This is a genomic window from [Bacillus] selenitireducens MLS10, assembly GCF_000093085.1.
In the GTDB taxonomy this organism is placed as follows: domain Bacteria; phylum Bacillota; class Bacilli; order Bacillales; family Salisediminibacteriaceae; genus Salisediminibacterium; species Salisediminibacterium selenitireducens.
Window position 1 is genome coordinate 2,449,381 of sequence record NC_014219.1, and the last position, 17,333, is coordinate 2,466,713.

Below are 17,333 nucleotides of genomic sequence, written 5' to 3' on the forward strand. Positions count from 1 at the left end.
TATTCACTGAACAAGCATTCTTGGATCCATACTTCTTAAGAGAGAGTGTGCATAACTATGCCAAATATTAAAGAACAGGATTTGCTCAGTTCGGGCATTGAGCGATTCATTACGCCTGCAAAGGATGTCGCCCACGTCCAGCCGGAAAACAGCCTTGAACATGCCCTCCTGGTCCTTGTAAAATCAGGTTATACAGCCATTCCGGTCTTATCAACTACTTTTCAGCTTCGCGGCATTATCAGTAAAGCCCAGGTGCTTGATTCCATGCTCGGTACAGAACGGATCGAACCGGAGCGTCTCAGCCAATTCCTCGTGCAGGATATGATGACGGAAGATGTGGGATCTGTGCTGCATTCATCAACATTAGAACGGGTGATGAACATCTCCATTAATTATCCTTTCGTCTGTGTTGAGAATGAGAACGGGGCCTTTGAAGGCATCGTTACACGAAGCAAACTGCTCGCTCATTTAAACGGCTATCTCCATGAACAAAGACGGCAACTCCAGCAAAACGAGAGTCAGGACGAGTAAGTCCTGACTCTTTTGTATGTGTCGATGAAGGACCCACTATTCTGACAGATCGAGGTGACAGAAAGATGTCTGATTCTTTATTTACGCCTATCACAATGAAGGGCGTCACGTTTAAAAACCGAATCGTCATGGCTCCAATGTGTATGTACGCGTCTTACAACGAGGATGGCATGGTCACACCCTGGCATGTGACCCATTACGAATCAAGGGCCGCAGGCCAGGCCGGCCTGATTTGCATCGAAGCGACCAGCGTCACAGAAAACGGCACCATTTCCCCACAGGATCTCGGGATCTATGATGACGGGCACGTCGACGGCTTGAAAACCCTGACCGACGGTATTCACCGTCATGGCGCGAAAGCTGCCATTCAGCTCGCACACGCCGGCCGAAAAGCAGTCTATGACGGGACGATCAAAGCTCCTTCGGCGATTCCTTTCGATGACAACGCCCGAACGCCCGATGAACTGACAACGGATGAGATCAAAGATCTGATCCGCCGGTTCCAACAGGCAGCCATTCGCGCGAATCAGGCCGGTTTTGATGTCATCGAGCTTCACGGTGCCCACGGCTATCTGATAAACCAGTTTCTCTCCCCGCTGTCAAACAAACGGACAGATCAATATGGCGGAACGCTTGAAAACCGGTTCCGCCTGTTAAAAGAGATCACGGAAGCGGTTCAGGACGTGTGGGACGGTCCCCTCTTCGTTCGATTGTCTCTGAATGAATATCACCCGGAAGGCAATCAGGACAATGATTTTGACTTCCTGGCAACGGAGCTTAAACGCCTCGGCGTCGATCTGATTGATTGCAGCTCCGGTGGCGTCGTCCGCACACCAATTGATGTTTATCCCGGTTACCAGATCCCTCTTGCGGAGCGGCTGAAGGCCGCGACCGGCATCCGCACCGGGGCCGTCGGGCTGATTACAACGGCAGAAACGGCCGATGAAATCATCCGGAACGATCGCGCGGATCTCGTTTTTCTCGGACGGGAGCTGTTGCGGAATCCCTACTGGCCACTCTTTGCCGCAGAGACACTGAAAGCGGAAATTGAGCCACCGAAACCTTACAGGGCCGGGTGGCTGTAAGCAGGTTGATTAAGATCACAAAAAGAGGTACACGGACACATCACTGTGTTCATGTACCTCTTTTTATCAGTTTGTGCGGGGCCTGAACTGTTTCATCAGCTGCCGTTCGCGGTCCTTGAACATTCCTTTTAACATCAGCCTGACAAAAGGTGACGGCACAAGTGACGAGAATTCGACCCGGTCAATCATTCTCGTCCTACCATCATCAAGCTCTTTAAACGCATGGACATGTCGCCAGCTTTTAAACGGAAACGGAAGCTCCGTTCCCTCATCCATAAAAAACGCGCGGGGCACCACCTTGGTAATCCGCCCCTTCCACTGCATTTTGATAATCAGAAAATCCATCTGGAGATGCACATCGCTGCCTTCATACACATCCTTCTCGCCAAGAATACGGATTTTAGGAAAGCCGGTAATGGCTGCAAGGTTCTCGTTAGTCTGAAAAAACGCCCATACTTCATCAAGCGGGCGGTCAATATCGGTTTTGAAATAAAATGTATCCTTGAACATTGGCCTCATCCCTTTCAAATCGTGTGGGTCTATTTTATGATGGGAGGAGGACAATAGCAACGTATTTCACTTACAACTCAGGAAAAAGGACGTGGTCATGATGAGCTTCAGGTTCCAAAAACGCATTCGCGTTGCCCCCGGAATTCGTGTCAATTTGAGTAAACGCGGCATCAGTACCTCTGTCGGACGTCGGGGCGGCACGGTCTCTGTCGGAAGAAGAGGTGTGCACGGGAATGTCGGGTTGCCCGGCACCGGTCTTTCCTACCGGACAAAACTGAACAAAAAAGGCAGTTCAAAAGCGTCTTCCTCTACGAAAGCGTCAAACCAATCCGCTTCCGGGGCCAATCAGGAACAAATCGACGTCAGATGGGATGACTCGATTCAGGACGTCCGTTTTTACAAAGGCGATGGCATTGCCCTTTCTGAAGACGAATCAAAAGCCGTCAGACGGGCATTCAAAGAGGATCTCACAGCTATTTATGAAGAAAAGGCCGATGAAATCAATGAACGCACAGCCCGTCTTCTCCGGCTCCATCAGGACGCCTTTGACGAAGAGATCCCCCTTGAAGAGTGTATGACGGAAGGCATTCACGATCAACCCGAAGCGCCTTCTTTTCAAACCTTCTATGATCAGCGAATGGCAGACGTCACCGGCACGTTCTCCTTCTTTGACCGCCTCCTGCACCTGCTTCCTTCAAAAAAACAGGAGCTTCACCAGATAGTCAACGGTGACGCCCAAATGCAGTTCACTGAAGCCAAGACGGATTATGAAGAAACGATCCGTTCTTTAAAAGAAGAGCAGGAACACCGTCAGAAACTGATGACCCGTGTAAAAGAGGGGGATACGGAAGCGATGGAAGAATGGTCACTCATCTATCTCGACGAGCTTGACTTCCCCCTCGAAACGGACGTCGATTTTCATATCCCGCAACCGGACACCGCCTATGTCGACGTGGATCTCCCGAACCCCGACAAAGTTCCGGTCAAAGAGGCCGAGGTCCTGAAATCAGGCAAACTGAAGATCACGGAAAAGACCCAGCGCGATCAGCGCGATCACTACGCCCGCCTCGCAGGCGGCACGGCGCTGTATCTCGCAAGCTACTTCTTTGCGTATCTGCCGACGGTTCACTGTGTCGTGGTCTCCGGCTACCAGCAGGTGTTAAACGAAGGCACCGGCCACGAGGACGACGTCTATATTTACAGCGTCAAAATTGACCAGGACACCTTCCGGTCGCTGAATCTCGATCAGGTCCACCCGTTTTCGGCTCTCGAACAGTTCGATCATCGAATCAACGCGACCAAGACGTTCGTATTAAAAGAAATCGACCCCTTTGCACCTGAATAGAAGAGTCAAAGAAGGATGCGAACCCCTCTTAAAGGGCCGCATCCTTCTTTGTCGTCTCTCAGGTCGTCATTCCCTGACGAAGCGTCACGGGAAGAGGTTCCGTCCTGGTATCCGGTTCCTTCCCCTCTATTTGGGCGATGAGCAGCGCCACACACGTTTCTGCGAGTTCCTCCACCGGCTGCAGAACCGTTGTCAGCGGAAATGGGGCATAAGCCGTCGATGCCGTTCCGTCGTACCCGACGATCTTCAACGCCTCAGGAACCCTGATGGACTGCTCAAAAGCCGTCTGTAACACCATGGACGCAAGGAGGTCACTCCCGGCAAAGACACCGTCAAACGTTCCGTCACGAAGCGCATCCGCGACGTCGTCTTTCACATGATCGAGCTTCAGAATATGTGTATCACCGTATATATGCCGGTACGTTACCCCGTGCCGATCGAAATACCGTTTCGCCGCTTCATAGCGGATCTCACCGGCTACAGCTGTCTTTGGGTGTCCCCCTGTCATCAGCACATGCCGGCAGCCTCGCTCCACGAGATGCGCCGCAGCGAGTTCCCCGCCCTGCCAGTGATCGGATGAAACGGTCGGAACACGGTCTCCCAGAACCCTTTCGAAGCTTACGACAGGCTGATCAAGCGTGGACGCGTCATAGACCACATTCGTATGGCTCGCAAACAGAAGCCCGTCAACCCGACTGCCCCGAAGCATATCCACGTAATCCTGTTCCTTCTCCGCCTCATAATGGCTGTTACAGAGGATCAGTTTGTAGCCCGCCTCAGAAAGACGCTGTTCCACTGCCTTCGTCCACTGAGCGAAAAATGGATGGGACACATCAGGGACAATGACCCCAATGAGGGAGGTTTTCTGTTTTTGCAGGGCACGGGCCATTTCATTCGGACGGTAATCAAGTCTTGCCATCGCGCTGTACACATTGTTCTTCAACGCTTCACTCAGATAGCCCCGGTTATTGAGCACCCTCGACACACTCGTGACAGAGACGCCCGCTTCTTTTGCAATGTCTTTAATCGTCGCCATCGCTCTTCACTCCGTTTTTACAGCACAAGCTCCTTCATGTCACCGGTCTGTTCGTCTTTATAGGTGATGGTAAACGCATGCGTCTCGACGTTTGCCGTCAGTATGGCCTGATTATCTCCTGTCGTTCGGACAATTTCAAGCACCTGCCCATCTTCACGTTCCGTTATGTCAATCTGATCGTCGAAAGCTTTGTAGTCATTCCGGAACGTCATGAGCTTCATAAACTTTGCCATCACCGGCCGCTTCATCTCTTCTGCGATCTCTTCCTTTGTATAATAGTGCCGGTTGATGTTACGGCCGACTTTTGTCTCTTCCAAGAGCTCAATGTCATTCTTTCCTGCCAGTAAACCGACGTAGTACACTTGCGGAATCCCCGGCGCGAAGAACTGGATCGCCCGTGCGAGGAGATACGCCTGATCGTCGTCACCAAGGGCACTGTAATACGTGCAGTTCAGCTGATAGATATCGAGGTTATTGTACTCCATCGTATTGTACACCCGCTTCACATTCGCCCCTTTCGTAAAGAGGTCGTCCCGGGTCGCTTCTATCTCTTCCTGGGTCATGAGATCCGCCACGTCAACGACACCGATCCCGTCATGGGTGTCAAGGGTCGTGTACTGTTTTCTCGGGGCAATGTTGAGCCAGTGTGCGAGCCGGTCCGTTCGCCCGCTGTAAAGGGCGTGCAAAACAAGCATCGGCAGGGCAAAGTCGTACACATAATACCCCCGTTCGGCAAGTTTCAGCTGAATCGTGTAGTGCTCATGGATTTCAGGTAGGATCTCACAGCCGATCGGCTCAAGAATCGTCTGGATCTCATCAAGCATCTCCCACGTATCCGGCTCAAGGAAGAAGCAGTCTGTTCCCGGTTTCTTCGTGGCATACGCAAAAGCGTCCAAACGGATGATCGAAGCCCCTTTCTCCGCAAGGAACGTCAGGTTCTCCCGCATGAAGGCCTTCGTTCGCTCATGATACACATTCAGATCGATCTGTTCCTCATCAAACGTGCACCAGATCTTCTCCGTCGAGCCGTCACCGAACGTCACATCAATATATGGCGCTCTCGGCTTACGCTTGTAGATTTTATCCACGTCTTCCTGCGTCGGTTCCCCGCCCGGCCAGAAATCTTTGTATTGAATAAACAAATCGGCATAAGGAGAATCGTCCTTCTTCTCCATAAAGTCCTGAAAATACTCCGAGCTCTTCGAAATATGGTTGATCATAAAATCATACATCGTGTCATACTTCTTCGCGATCCGTTCCACGTCAGACCAACCGCCGAACGCCGGATCCACTTCCTGGTAAGTCATCGGCGCAAACCCCCGGTCCGCACTCGACGGATAAAACGGCAGTAAATGCACACCGCCCACAGCATCTTTGAAGTGCGTCTCAAGCACCTCGTCAAGCTCCTTCAGGTTCTTCCCCAGACTGTCGGCATACGTTATCAACATAATTTCATTCTTCACTGTCATTGTGTTCCCTCCCAATATAATCTGAAATCGATTTCATATACTGATAGTGTAACCGCTTCATCCGACTATGTCAATCGTTTAACATAACCGTCATAAAAAGTTTCAACCTCTCCATAAACGAGAGCACCAAGTTCAGACCGCAAAAAAGCATGCATCCGATGATGGACACATGCTTCATGCGTTATGCGTAAATGTTAATTAACAGCCCCTGAATCTCGCCGACCATGTTCAGGATATCAAGAGATTTTTTCTGTTCCCGAATGACCGCATCCGTTAAATCCAACAGCTTCCGGTCCACTTCCTGGACGATTTTATAAACCTTTGTCCGCCCCCGCCGGTTAAACCCTTTCCGCTCCTCGAGGTTCAGCCCGAGCTTCACTGCATCATCCATGAACTCTTTGACGAGCTGCTTGTATTTTCGCAGTTCATCAACGGTACGTGATTCCGCGAGTGTCTTGCCCTGATCCTCAATTTTCCCGAGCAGCTCACCGAGACGCTCATACTGGGCATTATTTCGCCCCTGTTTCATGATCTCCTGAAAGGTGACTTTCGCTTCCGTCCCTTTCGCCTGCGTCTGTTGGGTCTTATTAAAGCCTGCCCGGCCCACTTTGTTTACTTCCATGGCTCTTCACCCTTTACGTCTGTCTCTTTAAAGTAAAACAAAGGCTGCAGGAAAATGCAACCTTTGTTGAAAGATCTTATTGCAGTAACTGAAGAACTCCCTGCGGAAGCTGATTCGCCTGCGCGAGCATCGCCGTCGCGGACTGGTTGAGGATATTGTTCTTCGTAAACTCCGTCATCTCTTCCGCCATATCCGCATCACGGATCCGGGACTCCGCACTCGTCAGGTTCTCGTGAGTCACCTGGAGGTTGTTGATGGTGTGCTCCATACGGTTTTGTACGGCACCCAGTTTGGAGCGGGCGTCGTTAAGCAGATCAATAGCTTTATCTAATTCGAAAATCGCATTGTTTGCAGCTGCATTATCCAAAACGGAGATATCGGGAATCCCCAGAGTCACAACATCCATTCTCGGAATGTCGATCATGACATCCTGGTTTGTATTTGGACCAATTTGAAAAGCCAGAGCGTTATTTGTAATACGAAACTCTTCACCATCTTCATCGTCTGTATCAGTGACTAAAACAGATGAATCGAACTGATATTCAACACCGCCGTGTCTGATAACGCCATTTTTTGATGTCAGTGTTTCCGTCGCTCGTACTGTTCGAAATTCTGATACTCCATCATCCTGTTCACGCTGTTGAAGTGTAAATGCTGCTTCAAATTCCAGCTCAACTTTAATCGTTCCATTACCGGTAATTCTGCTGGAATCAAATTGAATACCGCCGACTGTTGGCCATGTTCCCGAATCGCTCGAATCAACACTCTCATTGTCAAATTCAGCACCGGCGCCGACCTCTATCACCTCATTCGCAATGCTTAGTCCATCCGGATCGAGGATCTCAATACGGGCGTTGTCTCCCTGAAATTCACGAACCAAAACCGTGTATTCGCCAAATTTTCTGTTTTCCCCAATCGCATCAGAGGACATAAAGATTTGACTTTCGTTGCTTATTCCTGCAGCAGTCTGAGTCACATTAGTCGTATATATATCACCTTGAACTCCATCGATTTGCAATCGGTAATCCGATGTCTCTAAATTCGCATCCAGAACTTTCGGGAAGTTCGTCATATTTGTTTCAGGAGCAAATGCATCAGGAAAACTTGTTAAAACAGCACTGCTTCCATCAAGAAGTTTTCTTGTATTAAACTCTGTTTTTTCAGAAATCGAATCGATTTCCAATTTCAACTGATCGATCTCTTTTTGTATCTGATCTCTGTCATTGTCTGTATTCGTATCATTCGCTGCCTGCACAGCGAGTTCCCGCATACGCTGCAACATCGTGTGCACTTCCTGCATGGCACCTTCTGACGTCTGCATGAGAGAGATGCCATCCAAAGCATTTCGCTCTGCCATTTTCAGACCGCGGATCTGTGAGCGCATTTTTTCAGAGATCGCAAGTCCTGCGGCGTCGTCCGCTGCACGGTTGATTCGGAGGCCTGAGCTCAGTTTTTCGAGGTTTTTGGATGTATTCATCTGGTTCTGGTACAGATTCCGATAGGCGTTCAGCGCCTGAATATTATTATTAATCTTCATGGGTTGATTCGCTCCTTTTTATTCGTAGATTGCCGATTGCTCATAGGCATTGGCTTTTTGCTTCATCATCTTCGGCTGTTTGTCCTGATTCGTCTTCAGTGCGGTCTGCCAGGCTTCAACGATCGGGGTCAGGGCGTTTAAGGCCTGATCCACCTTTGTTTCGTCTTTTGTGTAGTTCGCTTCGACGACCAGATCTGATGCGTAATTGTATAGGGCATCTAGCTGATCGGAGACGATGCCGGCTTCGTAATTGAGCCCGCCTCCGAGTCGGTGGAGAATGTCGTTGGCTTTCTGAAGCTTCTCATTGGCAATCATAAAATCTCTGGATTGAATAGCTGCCTTTCCCTCTTCCAGGTTATCGAGCAACGCTTCATAGAGGAGCGATGTGAGTTCCTGTGGGGATTTTTTATGTAGTGCTTCGTTTGTAATCATGTACCTTCACCTCTTTCAACGTGACCGACCTCCGTGTCTGTCCGTTTTTACCTCCATGTGTCTATCTCTTCTATCGGCAGAAATGCGTTGGATGTTAATAATTTCTTTCAATTTCTTCGATCATCAGTAAGATTTCTGCAATGACCGCATAGAGCTGTGGGGGAATATTCTCACCGAGATCCATATCAATCAGGTTCTCAAGAAGGAGTGAATCCTCTTCCATGTGAATATGATTTTCCTTCGCAAGCTCGAGGATCCGCTCCGCGATGTACCCCTTGCCTGAAGCGACGATCTTCGGATCGTCGCCATTCGTTTCGTCATAGCGAATGACGGCGGCTGTCGGGCCATTCACTTTTCTTCGGTTAACATGATTGAAGTGTTTGGAGATCATCATATCTTATAATCAAACCCTTCCTCGGTCATAAATGGAAGCGGCGCCTCTGTTTCAGGCTTTGCCTCCTGATCCGTTTCCTGCACACCGGCCAGGGCCTTCTCCGGCACTGTCATCGGTTTGACTGACAGTTTATTCACGTTATACCCGACCTCTTTCAGCTGTTCCAAATACCGATCCGCCAAAGGTTCGACACTGTCCGCAAAATAATCGGTATCATTTTTCAACGTCACACTGAGATTCCGGTCCGTGACGTTTAAGACAATCCCAAGCGGCCCAAGGCTTGACGTCTCCATATGGAAATACAGATTGCAATTCTCCCAATCCACCTGTTCCCCTTCATTCCGCGAGTTCACATAAACCTGCAGATTCTCACTCTCCCCTTTGACCATTAAAGGAATTTGGAAAAAGTACATATGGTTCTGCTGGGGTTCATTGCGGTTCATGAGCTGTTGGCCATTCAGCTGGCTGAGGGAGTTCTGGGCCTGTTGCTGAAGCATCCGCGATCCTTCGTCTTCACTTTTCGCGAGCTGCATGAGAATCGTCTTCAGATTCCGCTGTTGGGCCTCTGTCGGCACATCTTTGCCTCCTGCGAAAATCTGGGCGAGCTCCGCTTCCCGGTTCAGTCCGAGTCCGCGCATGCCTTCAAAGACCTGCCTTGCGGATCCGTCATTATACGTCAGCATCCGGCTTGACTGATCAAACTGTTCTGACAGCCTGTGCACAGGTGCTTTTGGTTCACTCCAGCTCTGTTCCTGACTCAGGACATGCTGAACGCGCTGGTTGGACGGCTTGAACTGGACCTGATCCATCGTTGTCTGTACCTGCCTGACAAGCTGACGTGCTTCGGCATGCTTGCCCTGTGACAGGAGCTTCTTGGCATCATGCAACTGTGCACTTGCACCAAGCATCCTGCGTTCGGTTTTCATATCGGCAAACAGCATCCAGTCGCTCTTCATCAGTTGACGGTCCAGCTGCTTGATCAGGCTGTCAAGCATCGGTCTCACTTGAGGTGTCGCCTGGTTTCGGAACTGCTGAATCATCGATTCAATCCGGTTCAGCTGTTTTGAAGCGTCTCGCTGAAAGGCTTTGAAATCATCTGTTGCCTGAGCGAACCGCTCTGTCACTTCCGTAATGAGAATCGCCTTAGGCTGTGTCCCCATCGTCTGAAGCACTTCATTTCGCATGTATTCCTGCATCTCACGCTGGGATTCCGAAACACTTCTTGTAACAGGCTCCTGCGGGAGGGTCTGCTGAATCTCCTGAGCCGTGTTCGTCAGTGTCTGACGCGCCTTCAGCTCTCTGCCGGAAGAAAGTCTCGCTTCCGCCTCATTCAATGCAGACGCAAGCCGTTCACGGACTTCCTGAGGAATCGTCTGTTGTGAAAGCTGATTCCGGACTTGCTGAATGGCATCAGAGAGATTCGCACTGTTTTGTACGGTCTGACTGATTTGTGTGAGGAGGGCTTGCATATTCGTCGGCTGTGCCGTTGTTTGCTGCGCGGTTCCGCTTGATCCTGTCTGAGTCGCAGCTGCCTGCTGCAACGTTTGTGTTAATTGTTCAATTCGGCCTGCCGCTGCCTCGCGCCCGGAATTCGCCTGCAGGGTAATCATCTCTCTTAATGCCTGATTAACCTGCTGGCGTGCTTCACGATCACCGCTGTTTTGCACGGTTTGCTGCAGGTTCTCAATCGATTGTCTCAATCCCTGACCGGTTTGCAGAGCCTGACGAACCTGCTCTGCCGCACGGACAACTTCCTGTCGCGCCGACTGACTGACTCTCGGCTGTTCTGTACGGACTTGTTCAGTCCGTTCCGATCTTCCGGTTTGTTCGGTTCGGGGCTGTTCGCCACGCTCCGCTGCACGAAGTGCCTGCGTCAGTTCACGACGTGCGTCACTATTTGACACACGGTCCACCTGCTCGCGCACCTGTTGAACCTGTTCTCGCACGTCCCGGCCCTGCTGGACGTTCGTCCGGATCTGATCAATCGCACGGGTCAGCTGTTCACGGCTCTGCGGCTGGGAAGGCTGCCTTGCCTGGTCTGTCCGTTCCGGTCTCGCTGCCTGTTCGGTTCGGGGCTGTTCACCACGTTCCGCTGCACGAAGTGCCTGCGTCAGTTCACGACGTGCGTCACTATTTGACACACGGTCCACCTGCTCGCGCACCTGTTGCACCTGTTCTCGGACATCTCGGCCCTGCACGACATTCGTCCGGATCTGATCAATCGCTCGCGTCAACTGTTCACGACTCTGCGGCTGGGAAGGCTGCCTTGCCTGGTCTGTCCGTTCCGGTCTCGCTGACTGCTCGGTTCGGGGCTGTTCACCACGTTCCGCTGCACGGAGCTCCTGCGTCAGCTCGCGGCGAGCTTCACTGTTTGACACACGGTCCACCTGCTCGCGCACCTGTTGCACCTGTTCTCGGACATCTCGGCCCTGCACGACATTCGTCCGGATCTGATCAATCGCACGGGTCAGCTGTTCACGGCTCTGCGGCTGGGAAGGCTGCCTTGCCTGGTCTGTCCGTTCCGGTCTCGCTGACTGCTCGGTTCGGGGCTGTTCACCACGTTCCGCTGCACGGAGCGCCTGCGTAAGCTCGCGGCGCGCTTCACTGTTTGACACACGGTCCACCTGCTCGCGTACCTGTTGCACCTGTTCTCGGACATCCCGGCCCTGCACGACATTCGTCCGGATCTGATCAATCGCACGGGTTAACTGGTCCCTTGAAAGAACAGCTTCCCCTGAGCGGTTCTGTGCGGCTTCTCCGGCCCGTCCGTTGGTCATGGAACGGACCTGCTCAGTGAGTCGAGGCCCGTGAAGGGCATCGTGCACTGCTCTTAATTGATTGGCCGTAGGCTCGAGGCGCTTGGTTGCCATCACCTGCACCGTTTGCTGACGCTGTTCAGCTGATCCTCTGTTCGATTGAATATATTGAGACAGATCACGCACCGATTCACGGGTGAGCGGGACTCCACGGTCCATCAACTGCCTCGCAGCCTGCCTCAGTTCCGGTGAAGGATCACGCTGACCGAGGTTACGCAGCACGCGGTTCACATCCTGCTGATCCCCTTGTGACCTCGCACCGTCCCGCCTGCCGTCTCCGGTAATTTCTCTGACACGGACGCCTTCATCTGTTCGGCCACGCACTTCTATATTAACGCGGTCACGCTCAGGAACGCCGCCTTCGAAAGTAGCGCGTACCTGCTGACCCCTGATTGAAATCATCGCTTCACGATCTGAAATACGGGACTCCACACGGGCACGGTAGACTTCGCCGTCCCGCATCTGCACAGGTCGTTCCTGTGACTGCTGCTGTCCCTGTATCTGTTGCCCTTGAATCTGCATGAGCAACGACTCCTCTCTTCCATTCTCTTCACTGTAAATATCGGCAAAAAAACAAAAAAGTTGAGGACGAATTGTGAGCAGCCGTTTTCACTCCTCATCATCGTCCTCAACGTCTTTGCCAATTGTTCCCCTTAGAAAATCCTTCTCGAGGCTTGTTCCCCGTCCTTTCTGATCCCGAAGCTGATCAGAAGCGGTTTCATCGCCGATTTGTGTGCCCCTCAATAATGCATGCTCCCCGAATTTTCCCCGTATTTCCCCAATCATCGACTGCAGGCGCTCTTTTTTGACATCTTCCTCATAATTGAAGAGATCAAGCGGTTTAACAGCATGCCCCTTTTCCACGAGATCCATCCCCGTAACACCGAGAAGACGGACGGATCGGCCGTTCCAATAGTCATGAAACAGCTGTTTGGCCTGATCATAGATATCATCCGTTCCATCAACCGGGTAGGACAGCTTTTTCGACCTCGTTATCGTTTTCCGGTCATGATAACGGATCGTCAGCTGAATATTGCCTGCGTAGACGTCTTTTTTCTTCAGACGGCGGCTCACGGAATCGGACAGGTTTCGAAGAATGCGGGTAATGTCCTGCCGGTTGGCCGTGTCTTTCGGGAGCGTGGTGGAGTTGCCAATGCTCTTAAAATCATGGATCGATTCCGGATCGACCGGACGAAAATCAATCCCGTTCGCTTTCTCGTGCATCCGTTTCCCCGCTACGCCAAATTTCTCCGTCAGGAAGAATGGATCGGCTTTCGCCAGGTCTTCAATCGTAAAGAGACCGAGGCGGCTCAGTTTATCCGCTGTTTTTTCTCCGACACCGTGCATCTCCACTGCCCGAAGCGGCCAGAGAATATCGGGTACTTCCCGCTTTCTGAGGACCGTGATCCCCATCGGCTTCTTCATATCACTCGCCATCTTTGCAAGGAACTTATTAGGTGCCACTCCTATACTCGACGGCAGATGCAGATCATGATAAATATGATCCTGAATGATTTTTGCGAGTTCAAGTCCATGCGTGCCCTCAAAATGAACATTCGTCACGTCCATATACCCCTCATCGATTGAAACAGGCTCTACAAGAGGGGTGTAGGAATACAGGATCTCAAACATCTTGCGGGACATCGTCCGGTAGCGGTCAAAATCCGGAGGCCTGACGAGTAATCCGGGACATGCTTTCTCCGCTTCCCATAATGGCATCGGCGGCTTGACTCCTTTTGCACGAGCCTCATAGCTTGCCGTGACGACAATTCCCCTCCGTTCTTTCGCATTACCTGCAATCGCAAGCGGTTTTCCCCTGAGAGAGGGGTCATATGCGGCCTCTACCGATGCATAAAAACTGTTCATATCCACGTGGAAAATAATTCGGCTTTTTGTCACAATTTCCACCCACCTTCTTGTATCGCCTTCATTTCCCTAATTTGCAGGACATTCACATCGAACGTTTGTTTTTCACAGGTTCAGTAGTGGAAACAAGTATGTTATAATAAATCTATTCATCGAGGAAAGGTGGTTACCAACCATGTTTACAAACGAATACACCCGATCCCATTACTCCGTTGTACTGTGTCAGGTCGTGAAAATTGTAAATGAACGCGCAAGCCACCACCTTCCTTCACCAACCATCGAAGAACTCTCCAACCAGACTGGTCAAACGGAAGAGAATATTCTCGAATCCATGGAATTCGGGATTTTACCCGAAAACACCCTGCTCCAATAGCAGGGTGTTTCTCTCTGTTCACACACCTTTACGACCCCTGTTCACGATCCCGTTCATCTTGAAACAGCTCACCTTCTTTTGAATGATCGAGCCAGTTGATGAATGACTGCCCGTGAAAGTGACCGTTCACAGCACGGAAAAAAGCGTTCATCTCCGCAAGAAGATCCGTTCGGTCATCGAAATACGTTTTTAAAAACTGATAAAACTCAAACTCATACTGACTGGATTCCACCCGTTTTTCCTTTCCCTTTTCCGTCAGTCTCACAAAGGACCGCCGTCGGTCATAATGATCTTTATGAATATCCACCAGTTCTTTGGCACTCATACGCTTTAACACCTGCATCACCGTTGAACGGTCCCATAAGCCAATTTTGGCAATATCGCTGACAGAGAGGGATTCGTAAGAGTGAACGATCCAAAGAATATGCTGTTCCGCTGCGGTAATGCCGATTTCCTTGGCGTTACGCTGCCAGTTATCTTCAACGGCTTTGGATGCCGCACGAATATGGTTCAAAAAGATATGCTGTTCGTATTCTTTATTCACGTCCGCCTTCACCCTTTCCCCTCGGCAACGATCTCCTGAACGATTGCCACAACCAGTTCGCCTGCCTGAATCAGTTCCGCTTCCGGGATCGATTCACCGGTTGTGTGAATCTCTTCATAACCAACACCTAGATTGACTGTCGGAATCCCGAGGCCGGAGATGATATTAGCATCACTCCCGCCACCGCTGTGACGAATGACCGCCTCACGTCCTGTTTTTACGGCTGCACGCTTTGCCAGTTGTACGATCGGATCATTTTCGTCGTGCTTAAAACCGGGATAAATATGTTCCGTCTGAAGCTCTGCGACACCACCCATCCCGCTCGCTGCTTCATTGAGCGCCTTTGTCATGGCATCAAGCTGACTGTCGAGTTTTTCTTTCACTAGAGAACGTGCCTCCATAAACAGTTCCGCATGATCACAGACGATATTCGTCTGCGAACCGCCCTCAATCCATCCGATATTTGCCGTCGTTTCGTGATCAATCCGGCCAAGCGGCATAGTTGCAATGGCTTTCCCAGCCATGGTGATGGCCGAGATGCCATTTTCAGGTGCCACACCCGCATGGGCTTTTTTCCCCTTCATGATGGCATGAATCTTCGCCTGATAGGGCGCTGCGGTAATGATTGTACCCACTTTACCATCACTGTCGAGAGCGAATCCGAAATCGGCAATGAGATCGTCCCGTTTCAAAGCGCGTGAGCCGACCAGTCCGGATTCTTCGCCAACCGTGATCACGAGCTGAATCGTGCCGTGCGGGATCTGTTGTTCTTTCAAAACTCGAACCATTTCCAAAAGTGCCGCGAGTCCGGCCTTATCATCCGCCCCAAGGACTGTTGTTCCATCAGAAGAGATGACCCCGTTTTCCCGTACCGGCGTTACTCCTTTCCCTGGCACGACCGTATCCATATGTACCGTAAAATAAACAACAGGCAGCGCCTTGTCTCCTGGCAACACCGCAAGCAGGTTCCCTGCGCCATGTCCGGTTTCTTCCATACTATCGTCTTCTTTAACTTCAAGGCCGAGGGCTGTCAGCTTTTCCGTTAACAGATCGGCTATTTTACGCTCATAGCGGGTCTCCGAGTCGACCTGTACAAGTTCAAGAAATTCATTGATTAATCGGGTTTCATTGATCATGATGTGCCTCCAAATATGTATACTTTCTTTTATTCTACCAAAAAAGAGACGTGTATGTACAAAAAACACGTCTCTTTCTTGACACTTATAACGGGATATTTCCATGTTTTTTCTTCGGGCGGGATTCTTCCTTACCCCGAAGCATGTCAAAACTGTTGATGAGACGGATTCGTGTCTCACGCGGATCGATCACATCATCGACCATGCCATTTGCTGCGGCGATATAGGGGTTGGCGAATTTTTCTCTGTAAAGATCAATCTTTTCTGCCCGCATCTTCTCAGGATCGTCCGCTTCCGCTATATCCTTGGCAAAAATAATATTCGCTGCCCCGTGCGGCCCCATGACGGCAATTTCCGCATTCGGCCATGCAAAGACAAGATCCGCACCGATGGATTTACTGTTAAGGGCCACGTATGCCCCGCCGTAGGCTTTTCTTGTAATCACCGTGATCTTCGGTACCGTTGCTTCCGAATAGGCATAGAGAATCTTTGCGCCGTGACGGATGATCCCGCCATGCTCCTGTTTGACGCCCGGAAAGAAGCCCGTCACGTCTTCAAAGGTCACGATCGGGATTTCAAAGCTGTCACAAAACCGGATGAACCGGCTGATCTTATCAGAGGAGTCAATATCAAGTCCTCCTGCCATGACTTTGGGCTGATTGGCGACAATCCCGATACTGTGTCCGTCAAGTCTCGCAAACCCGACCACAGCGTTTCGTGCAAACGACTGATGCACTTCAAGAAAACTGTCCTTATCCATCACCTCACGAATGACACGACGGACGTCATACGGTTTGGCCGGATCTGTCGGTACGTGATCAAGAAGATCGTACAAATAATCATCCGTTTCTTCAGGTTCTTTTTTTACCGGTGGCTCCTGTCCCTGTGCAGATGGCAAATACGTAAGCAGATGGCGCACCTGTTCCAGGACCTCCTCTTCAGTCTCTGCGGAAAAGTGGGCATTCCCGCTCTTCGAACTGTGCACATCCGCGCCACCGAGGGCTTCAGAGGAGATCGCCTCCCCGGTGACCGTCTCAATCACTTTCGGTCCGGTGATAAACATCTGACTCGTTTTCTCCACCATAAACACGAAATCCGTGATCGCTGGTGAGTAAACGGCTCCGCCGGCGCACGGCCCCATGATGACGGAAATCTGCGGGATGACCCCCGAGTAAACCGCATTGCGGTAAAACACATGACCATAGCCGTCAAGAGAAAGTACACCTTCCTGAATGCGTGCCCCGCCGGAATCGTTCAGGCCGATAAACGGTGCTTTCGTTTTTACCGCCAAATCCATGACATACGCGATCTTTTTTGCATGCATCTCTCCAAGAGCACCGCCATATACGGTGAAGTCCTGGGCAAACAGGAACACCCGCCTTCCTTCGATCGTCCCGTAGCCGGTCACCACTCCTTCTCCCGGGGCACCGCCTTTTTCAAGACCCGGCTCGTCAAATCGGTGTTCGACAAAACCCTGAATTTCCGTAAAACTTCCTTCATCAAGTAAGAGATCGATCCGTTCTCTCGCCGTGAGTTTCCCTTTGTCGTGCTGTTTGTCTATTCGGCGGTCACCCCCGCCAAGTTCCACCTTACGTCGCTTATCATAGAGTTCATTGATCTTATCATACATATCCATG

Annotated in this window: 16 protein-coding genes; 4 read left to right on the plus strand and 12 right to left on the minus strand. The window is 50.9% G+C overall.

Annotated elements, in window-relative coordinates; genetic code table 11:
• Positions 1-57: 57 nt before the first annotated feature.
• Complete coding sequence (gene cbpB / locus BSEL_RS11345; RefSeq protein WP_013173155.1) at positions 58-531, plus strand: cyclic-di-AMP-binding protein CbpB; 474 nt, start codon at positions 58-60, stop codon at positions 529-531.
• Positions 532-596: 65 nt separating this feature from the next.
• Positions 597-1,616 carry an NADPH dehydrogenase NamA gene (namA, locus tag BSEL_RS11350; protein WP_013173156.1) on the plus strand — a complete coding sequence of 340 codons (1,020 nt, stop codon included), beginning with the start codon at positions 597-599 and terminating at the stop codon, positions 1,614-1,616.
• Positions 1,617-1,682: 66 nt separating this feature from the next.
• Here namA and BSEL_RS11355 read toward each other — a convergent pair whose 3' ends face one another.
• On the minus strand, positions 1,683-2,126 hold the full coding sequence (locus tag BSEL_RS11355) for an SRPBCC family protein (RefSeq protein WP_013173157.1): 444 nt from the start codon (positions 2,124-2,126) through the stop codon (positions 1,683-1,685).
• Between the two features lie 97 nt (positions 2,127-2,223).
• Here BSEL_RS11355 and BSEL_RS11360 point away from each other — a divergent pair, with 97 nt between their 5' ends.
• On the plus strand, positions 2,224-3,471 hold the full coding sequence (locus BSEL_RS11360) for a DUF4236 domain-containing protein (RefSeq protein ID WP_013173158.1): 1,248 nt from the start codon (positions 2,224-2,226) through the stop codon (positions 3,469-3,471).
• Positions 3,472-3,529: 58 nt separating this feature from the next.
• Here the strand turns inward: BSEL_RS11360 and BSEL_RS11365 are convergent, their stop codons facing one another.
• The 8 genes from BSEL_RS11365 to BSEL_RS11400 form a co-directional block, all read right to left on the minus strand.
• Positions 3,530-4,507, minus strand: coding sequence for a LacI family DNA-binding transcriptional regulator (locus BSEL_RS11365; protein WP_013173159.1), 978 nt, complete (start codon positions 4,505-4,507; stop codon positions 3,530-3,532).
• A 17-nt stretch (positions 4,508-4,524) separates the two neighbouring features.
• A complete protein-coding gene (gene gtfA / locus BSEL_RS11370) occupies positions 4,525-5,976 on the minus strand; it encodes a sucrose phosphorylase (RefSeq protein ID WP_013173160.1) in 1,452 nt (483 codons plus the stop codon).
• A gap of 181 nt (positions 5,977-6,157) precedes the next feature.
• Entirely contained in the window at positions 6,158-6,598 is a 441-nt protein-coding gene (locus BSEL_RS11375; RefSeq protein ID WP_013173161.1) for a YaaR family protein, read from the minus strand.
• A gap of 76 nt (positions 6,599-6,674) precedes the next feature.
• Positions 6,675-8,135 carry a flagellin N-terminal helical domain-containing protein gene (locus BSEL_RS11380; protein ID WP_013173162.1) on the minus strand — a complete coding sequence of 487 codons (1,461 nt, stop codon included), beginning with the start codon at positions 8,133-8,135 and terminating at the stop codon, positions 6,675-6,677.
• A gap of 18 nt (positions 8,136-8,153) precedes the next feature.
• Positions 8,154-8,567: a flagellar export chaperone FliS gene (fliS, locus tag BSEL_RS11385; protein ID WP_013173163.1), complete on the minus strand. Its 414-nt coding sequence runs from the start codon at positions 8,565-8,567 to the stop codon at positions 8,154-8,156.
• Between the two features lie 94 nt (positions 8,568-8,661).
• Positions 8,662-8,961, minus strand: coding sequence for an EscU/YscU/HrcU family type III secretion system export apparatus switch protein (locus BSEL_RS11390; RefSeq protein WP_013173164.1), 300 nt, complete (start codon positions 8,959-8,961; stop codon positions 8,662-8,664).
• Complete coding sequence (locus BSEL_RS11395; RefSeq protein ID WP_013173165.1) at positions 8,958-12,299, minus strand: hypothetical protein; 3,342 nt, start codon at positions 12,297-12,299, stop codon at positions 8,958-8,960. The genes BSEL_RS11390 and BSEL_RS11395 overlap by 4 nt, the downstream gene beginning before the upstream one ends.
• Before the next feature lie 87 nt (positions 12,300-12,386).
• On the minus strand, positions 12,387-13,676 hold the full coding sequence (locus BSEL_RS11400) for a DNA polymerase IV (RefSeq protein WP_013173166.1): 1,290 nt from the start codon (positions 13,674-13,676) through the stop codon (positions 12,387-12,389).
• Positions 13,677-13,818: 142 nt separating this feature from the next.
• Here BSEL_RS11400 and BSEL_RS11405 point away from each other — a divergent pair, with 142 nt between their 5' ends.
• Positions 13,819-14,016, plus strand: a complete 198-nt coding sequence (locus BSEL_RS11405; protein WP_013173167.1) for a hypothetical protein — start codon at positions 13,819-13,821, stop codon at positions 14,014-14,016.
• A gap of 28 nt (positions 14,017-14,044) precedes the next feature.
• Here BSEL_RS11405 and BSEL_RS11410 read toward each other — a convergent pair whose 3' ends face one another.
• The 3 genes from BSEL_RS11410 to BSEL_RS11420 all read right to left on the minus strand — a co-directional run bounded on the left by BSEL_RS11410 (position 14,045) and on the right by BSEL_RS11420 (position 17,332).
• Entirely contained in the window at positions 14,045-14,560 is a 516-nt protein-coding gene (locus BSEL_RS11410; RefSeq protein WP_177304833.1) for a MarR family winged helix-turn-helix transcriptional regulator, read from the minus strand.
• Between the two features lie 8 nt (positions 14,561-14,568).
• Entirely contained in the window at positions 14,569-15,696 is a 1,128-nt protein-coding gene (locus BSEL_RS11415) for a M20/M25/M40 family metallo-hydrolase (RefSeq protein WP_013173169.1), read from the minus strand.
• An 85-nt stretch (positions 15,697-15,781) separates the two neighbouring features.
• Entirely contained in the window at positions 15,782-17,332 is a 1,551-nt protein-coding gene (locus BSEL_RS11420) for an acyl-CoA carboxylase subunit beta (RefSeq protein WP_013173170.1), read from the minus strand.
• Position 17,333: the final 1 nt, after the last annotated feature.

Coding starts and splice junctions, on each gene's coding strand:
- BSEL_RS11390 (WP_013173164.1), bottom strand. CDS start 8,961: ATGATGATCTCCAAACACTTCAATCATGTTAACCGAAGAAAAGTGAAT.
- BSEL_RS11380 (WP_013173162.1), bottom strand. CDS start 8,135: ATGAAGATTAATAATAATATTCAGGCGCTGAACGCCTATCGGAATCTG.
- fliS (WP_013173163.1), bottom strand. CDS start 8,567: ATGATTACAAACGAAGCACTACATAAAAAATCCCCACAGGAACTCACA.
- BSEL_RS11375 (WP_013173161.1), bottom strand. CDS start 6,598: ATGGAAGTAAACAAAGTGGGCCGGGCAGGCTTTAATAAGACCCAACAG.
- BSEL_RS11415 (WP_013173169.1), bottom strand. CDS start 15,696: ATGATCAATGAAACCCGATTAATCAATGAATTTCTTGAACTTGTACAG.
- BSEL_RS11405 (WP_013173167.1), top strand. CDS start 13,819: ATGTTTACAAACGAATACACCCGATCCCATTACTCCGTTGTACTGTGT.
- gtfA (WP_013173160.1), bottom strand. CDS start 5,976: ATGACAGTGAAGAATGAAATTATGTTGATAACGTATGCCGACAGTCTG.
- namA (WP_013173156.1), top strand. CDS start 597: ATGTCTGATTCTTTATTTACGCCTATCACAATGAAGGGCGTCACGTTT.
- BSEL_RS11420 (WP_013173170.1), bottom strand. CDS start 17,332: ATGGATATGTATGATAAGATCAATGAACTCTATGATAAGCGACGTAAG.
- BSEL_RS11360 (WP_013173158.1), top strand. CDS start 2,224: ATGATGAGCTTCAGGTTCCAAAAACGCATTCGCGTTGCCCCCGGAATT.
- BSEL_RS11395 (WP_013173165.1), bottom strand. CDS start 12,299: ATGCAGATTCAAGGGCAACAGATACAGGGACAGCAGCAGTCACAGGAA.
- BSEL_RS11355 (WP_013173157.1), bottom strand. CDS start 2,126: ATGTTCAAGGATACATTTTATTTCAAAACCGATATTGACCGCCCGCTT.
- BSEL_RS11365 (WP_013173159.1), bottom strand. CDS start 4,507: ATGGCGACGATTAAAGACATTGCAAAAGAAGCGGGCGTCTCTGTCACG.
- cbpB (WP_013173155.1), top strand. CDS start 58: ATGCCAAATATTAAAGAACAGGATTTGCTCAGTTCGGGCATTGAGCGA.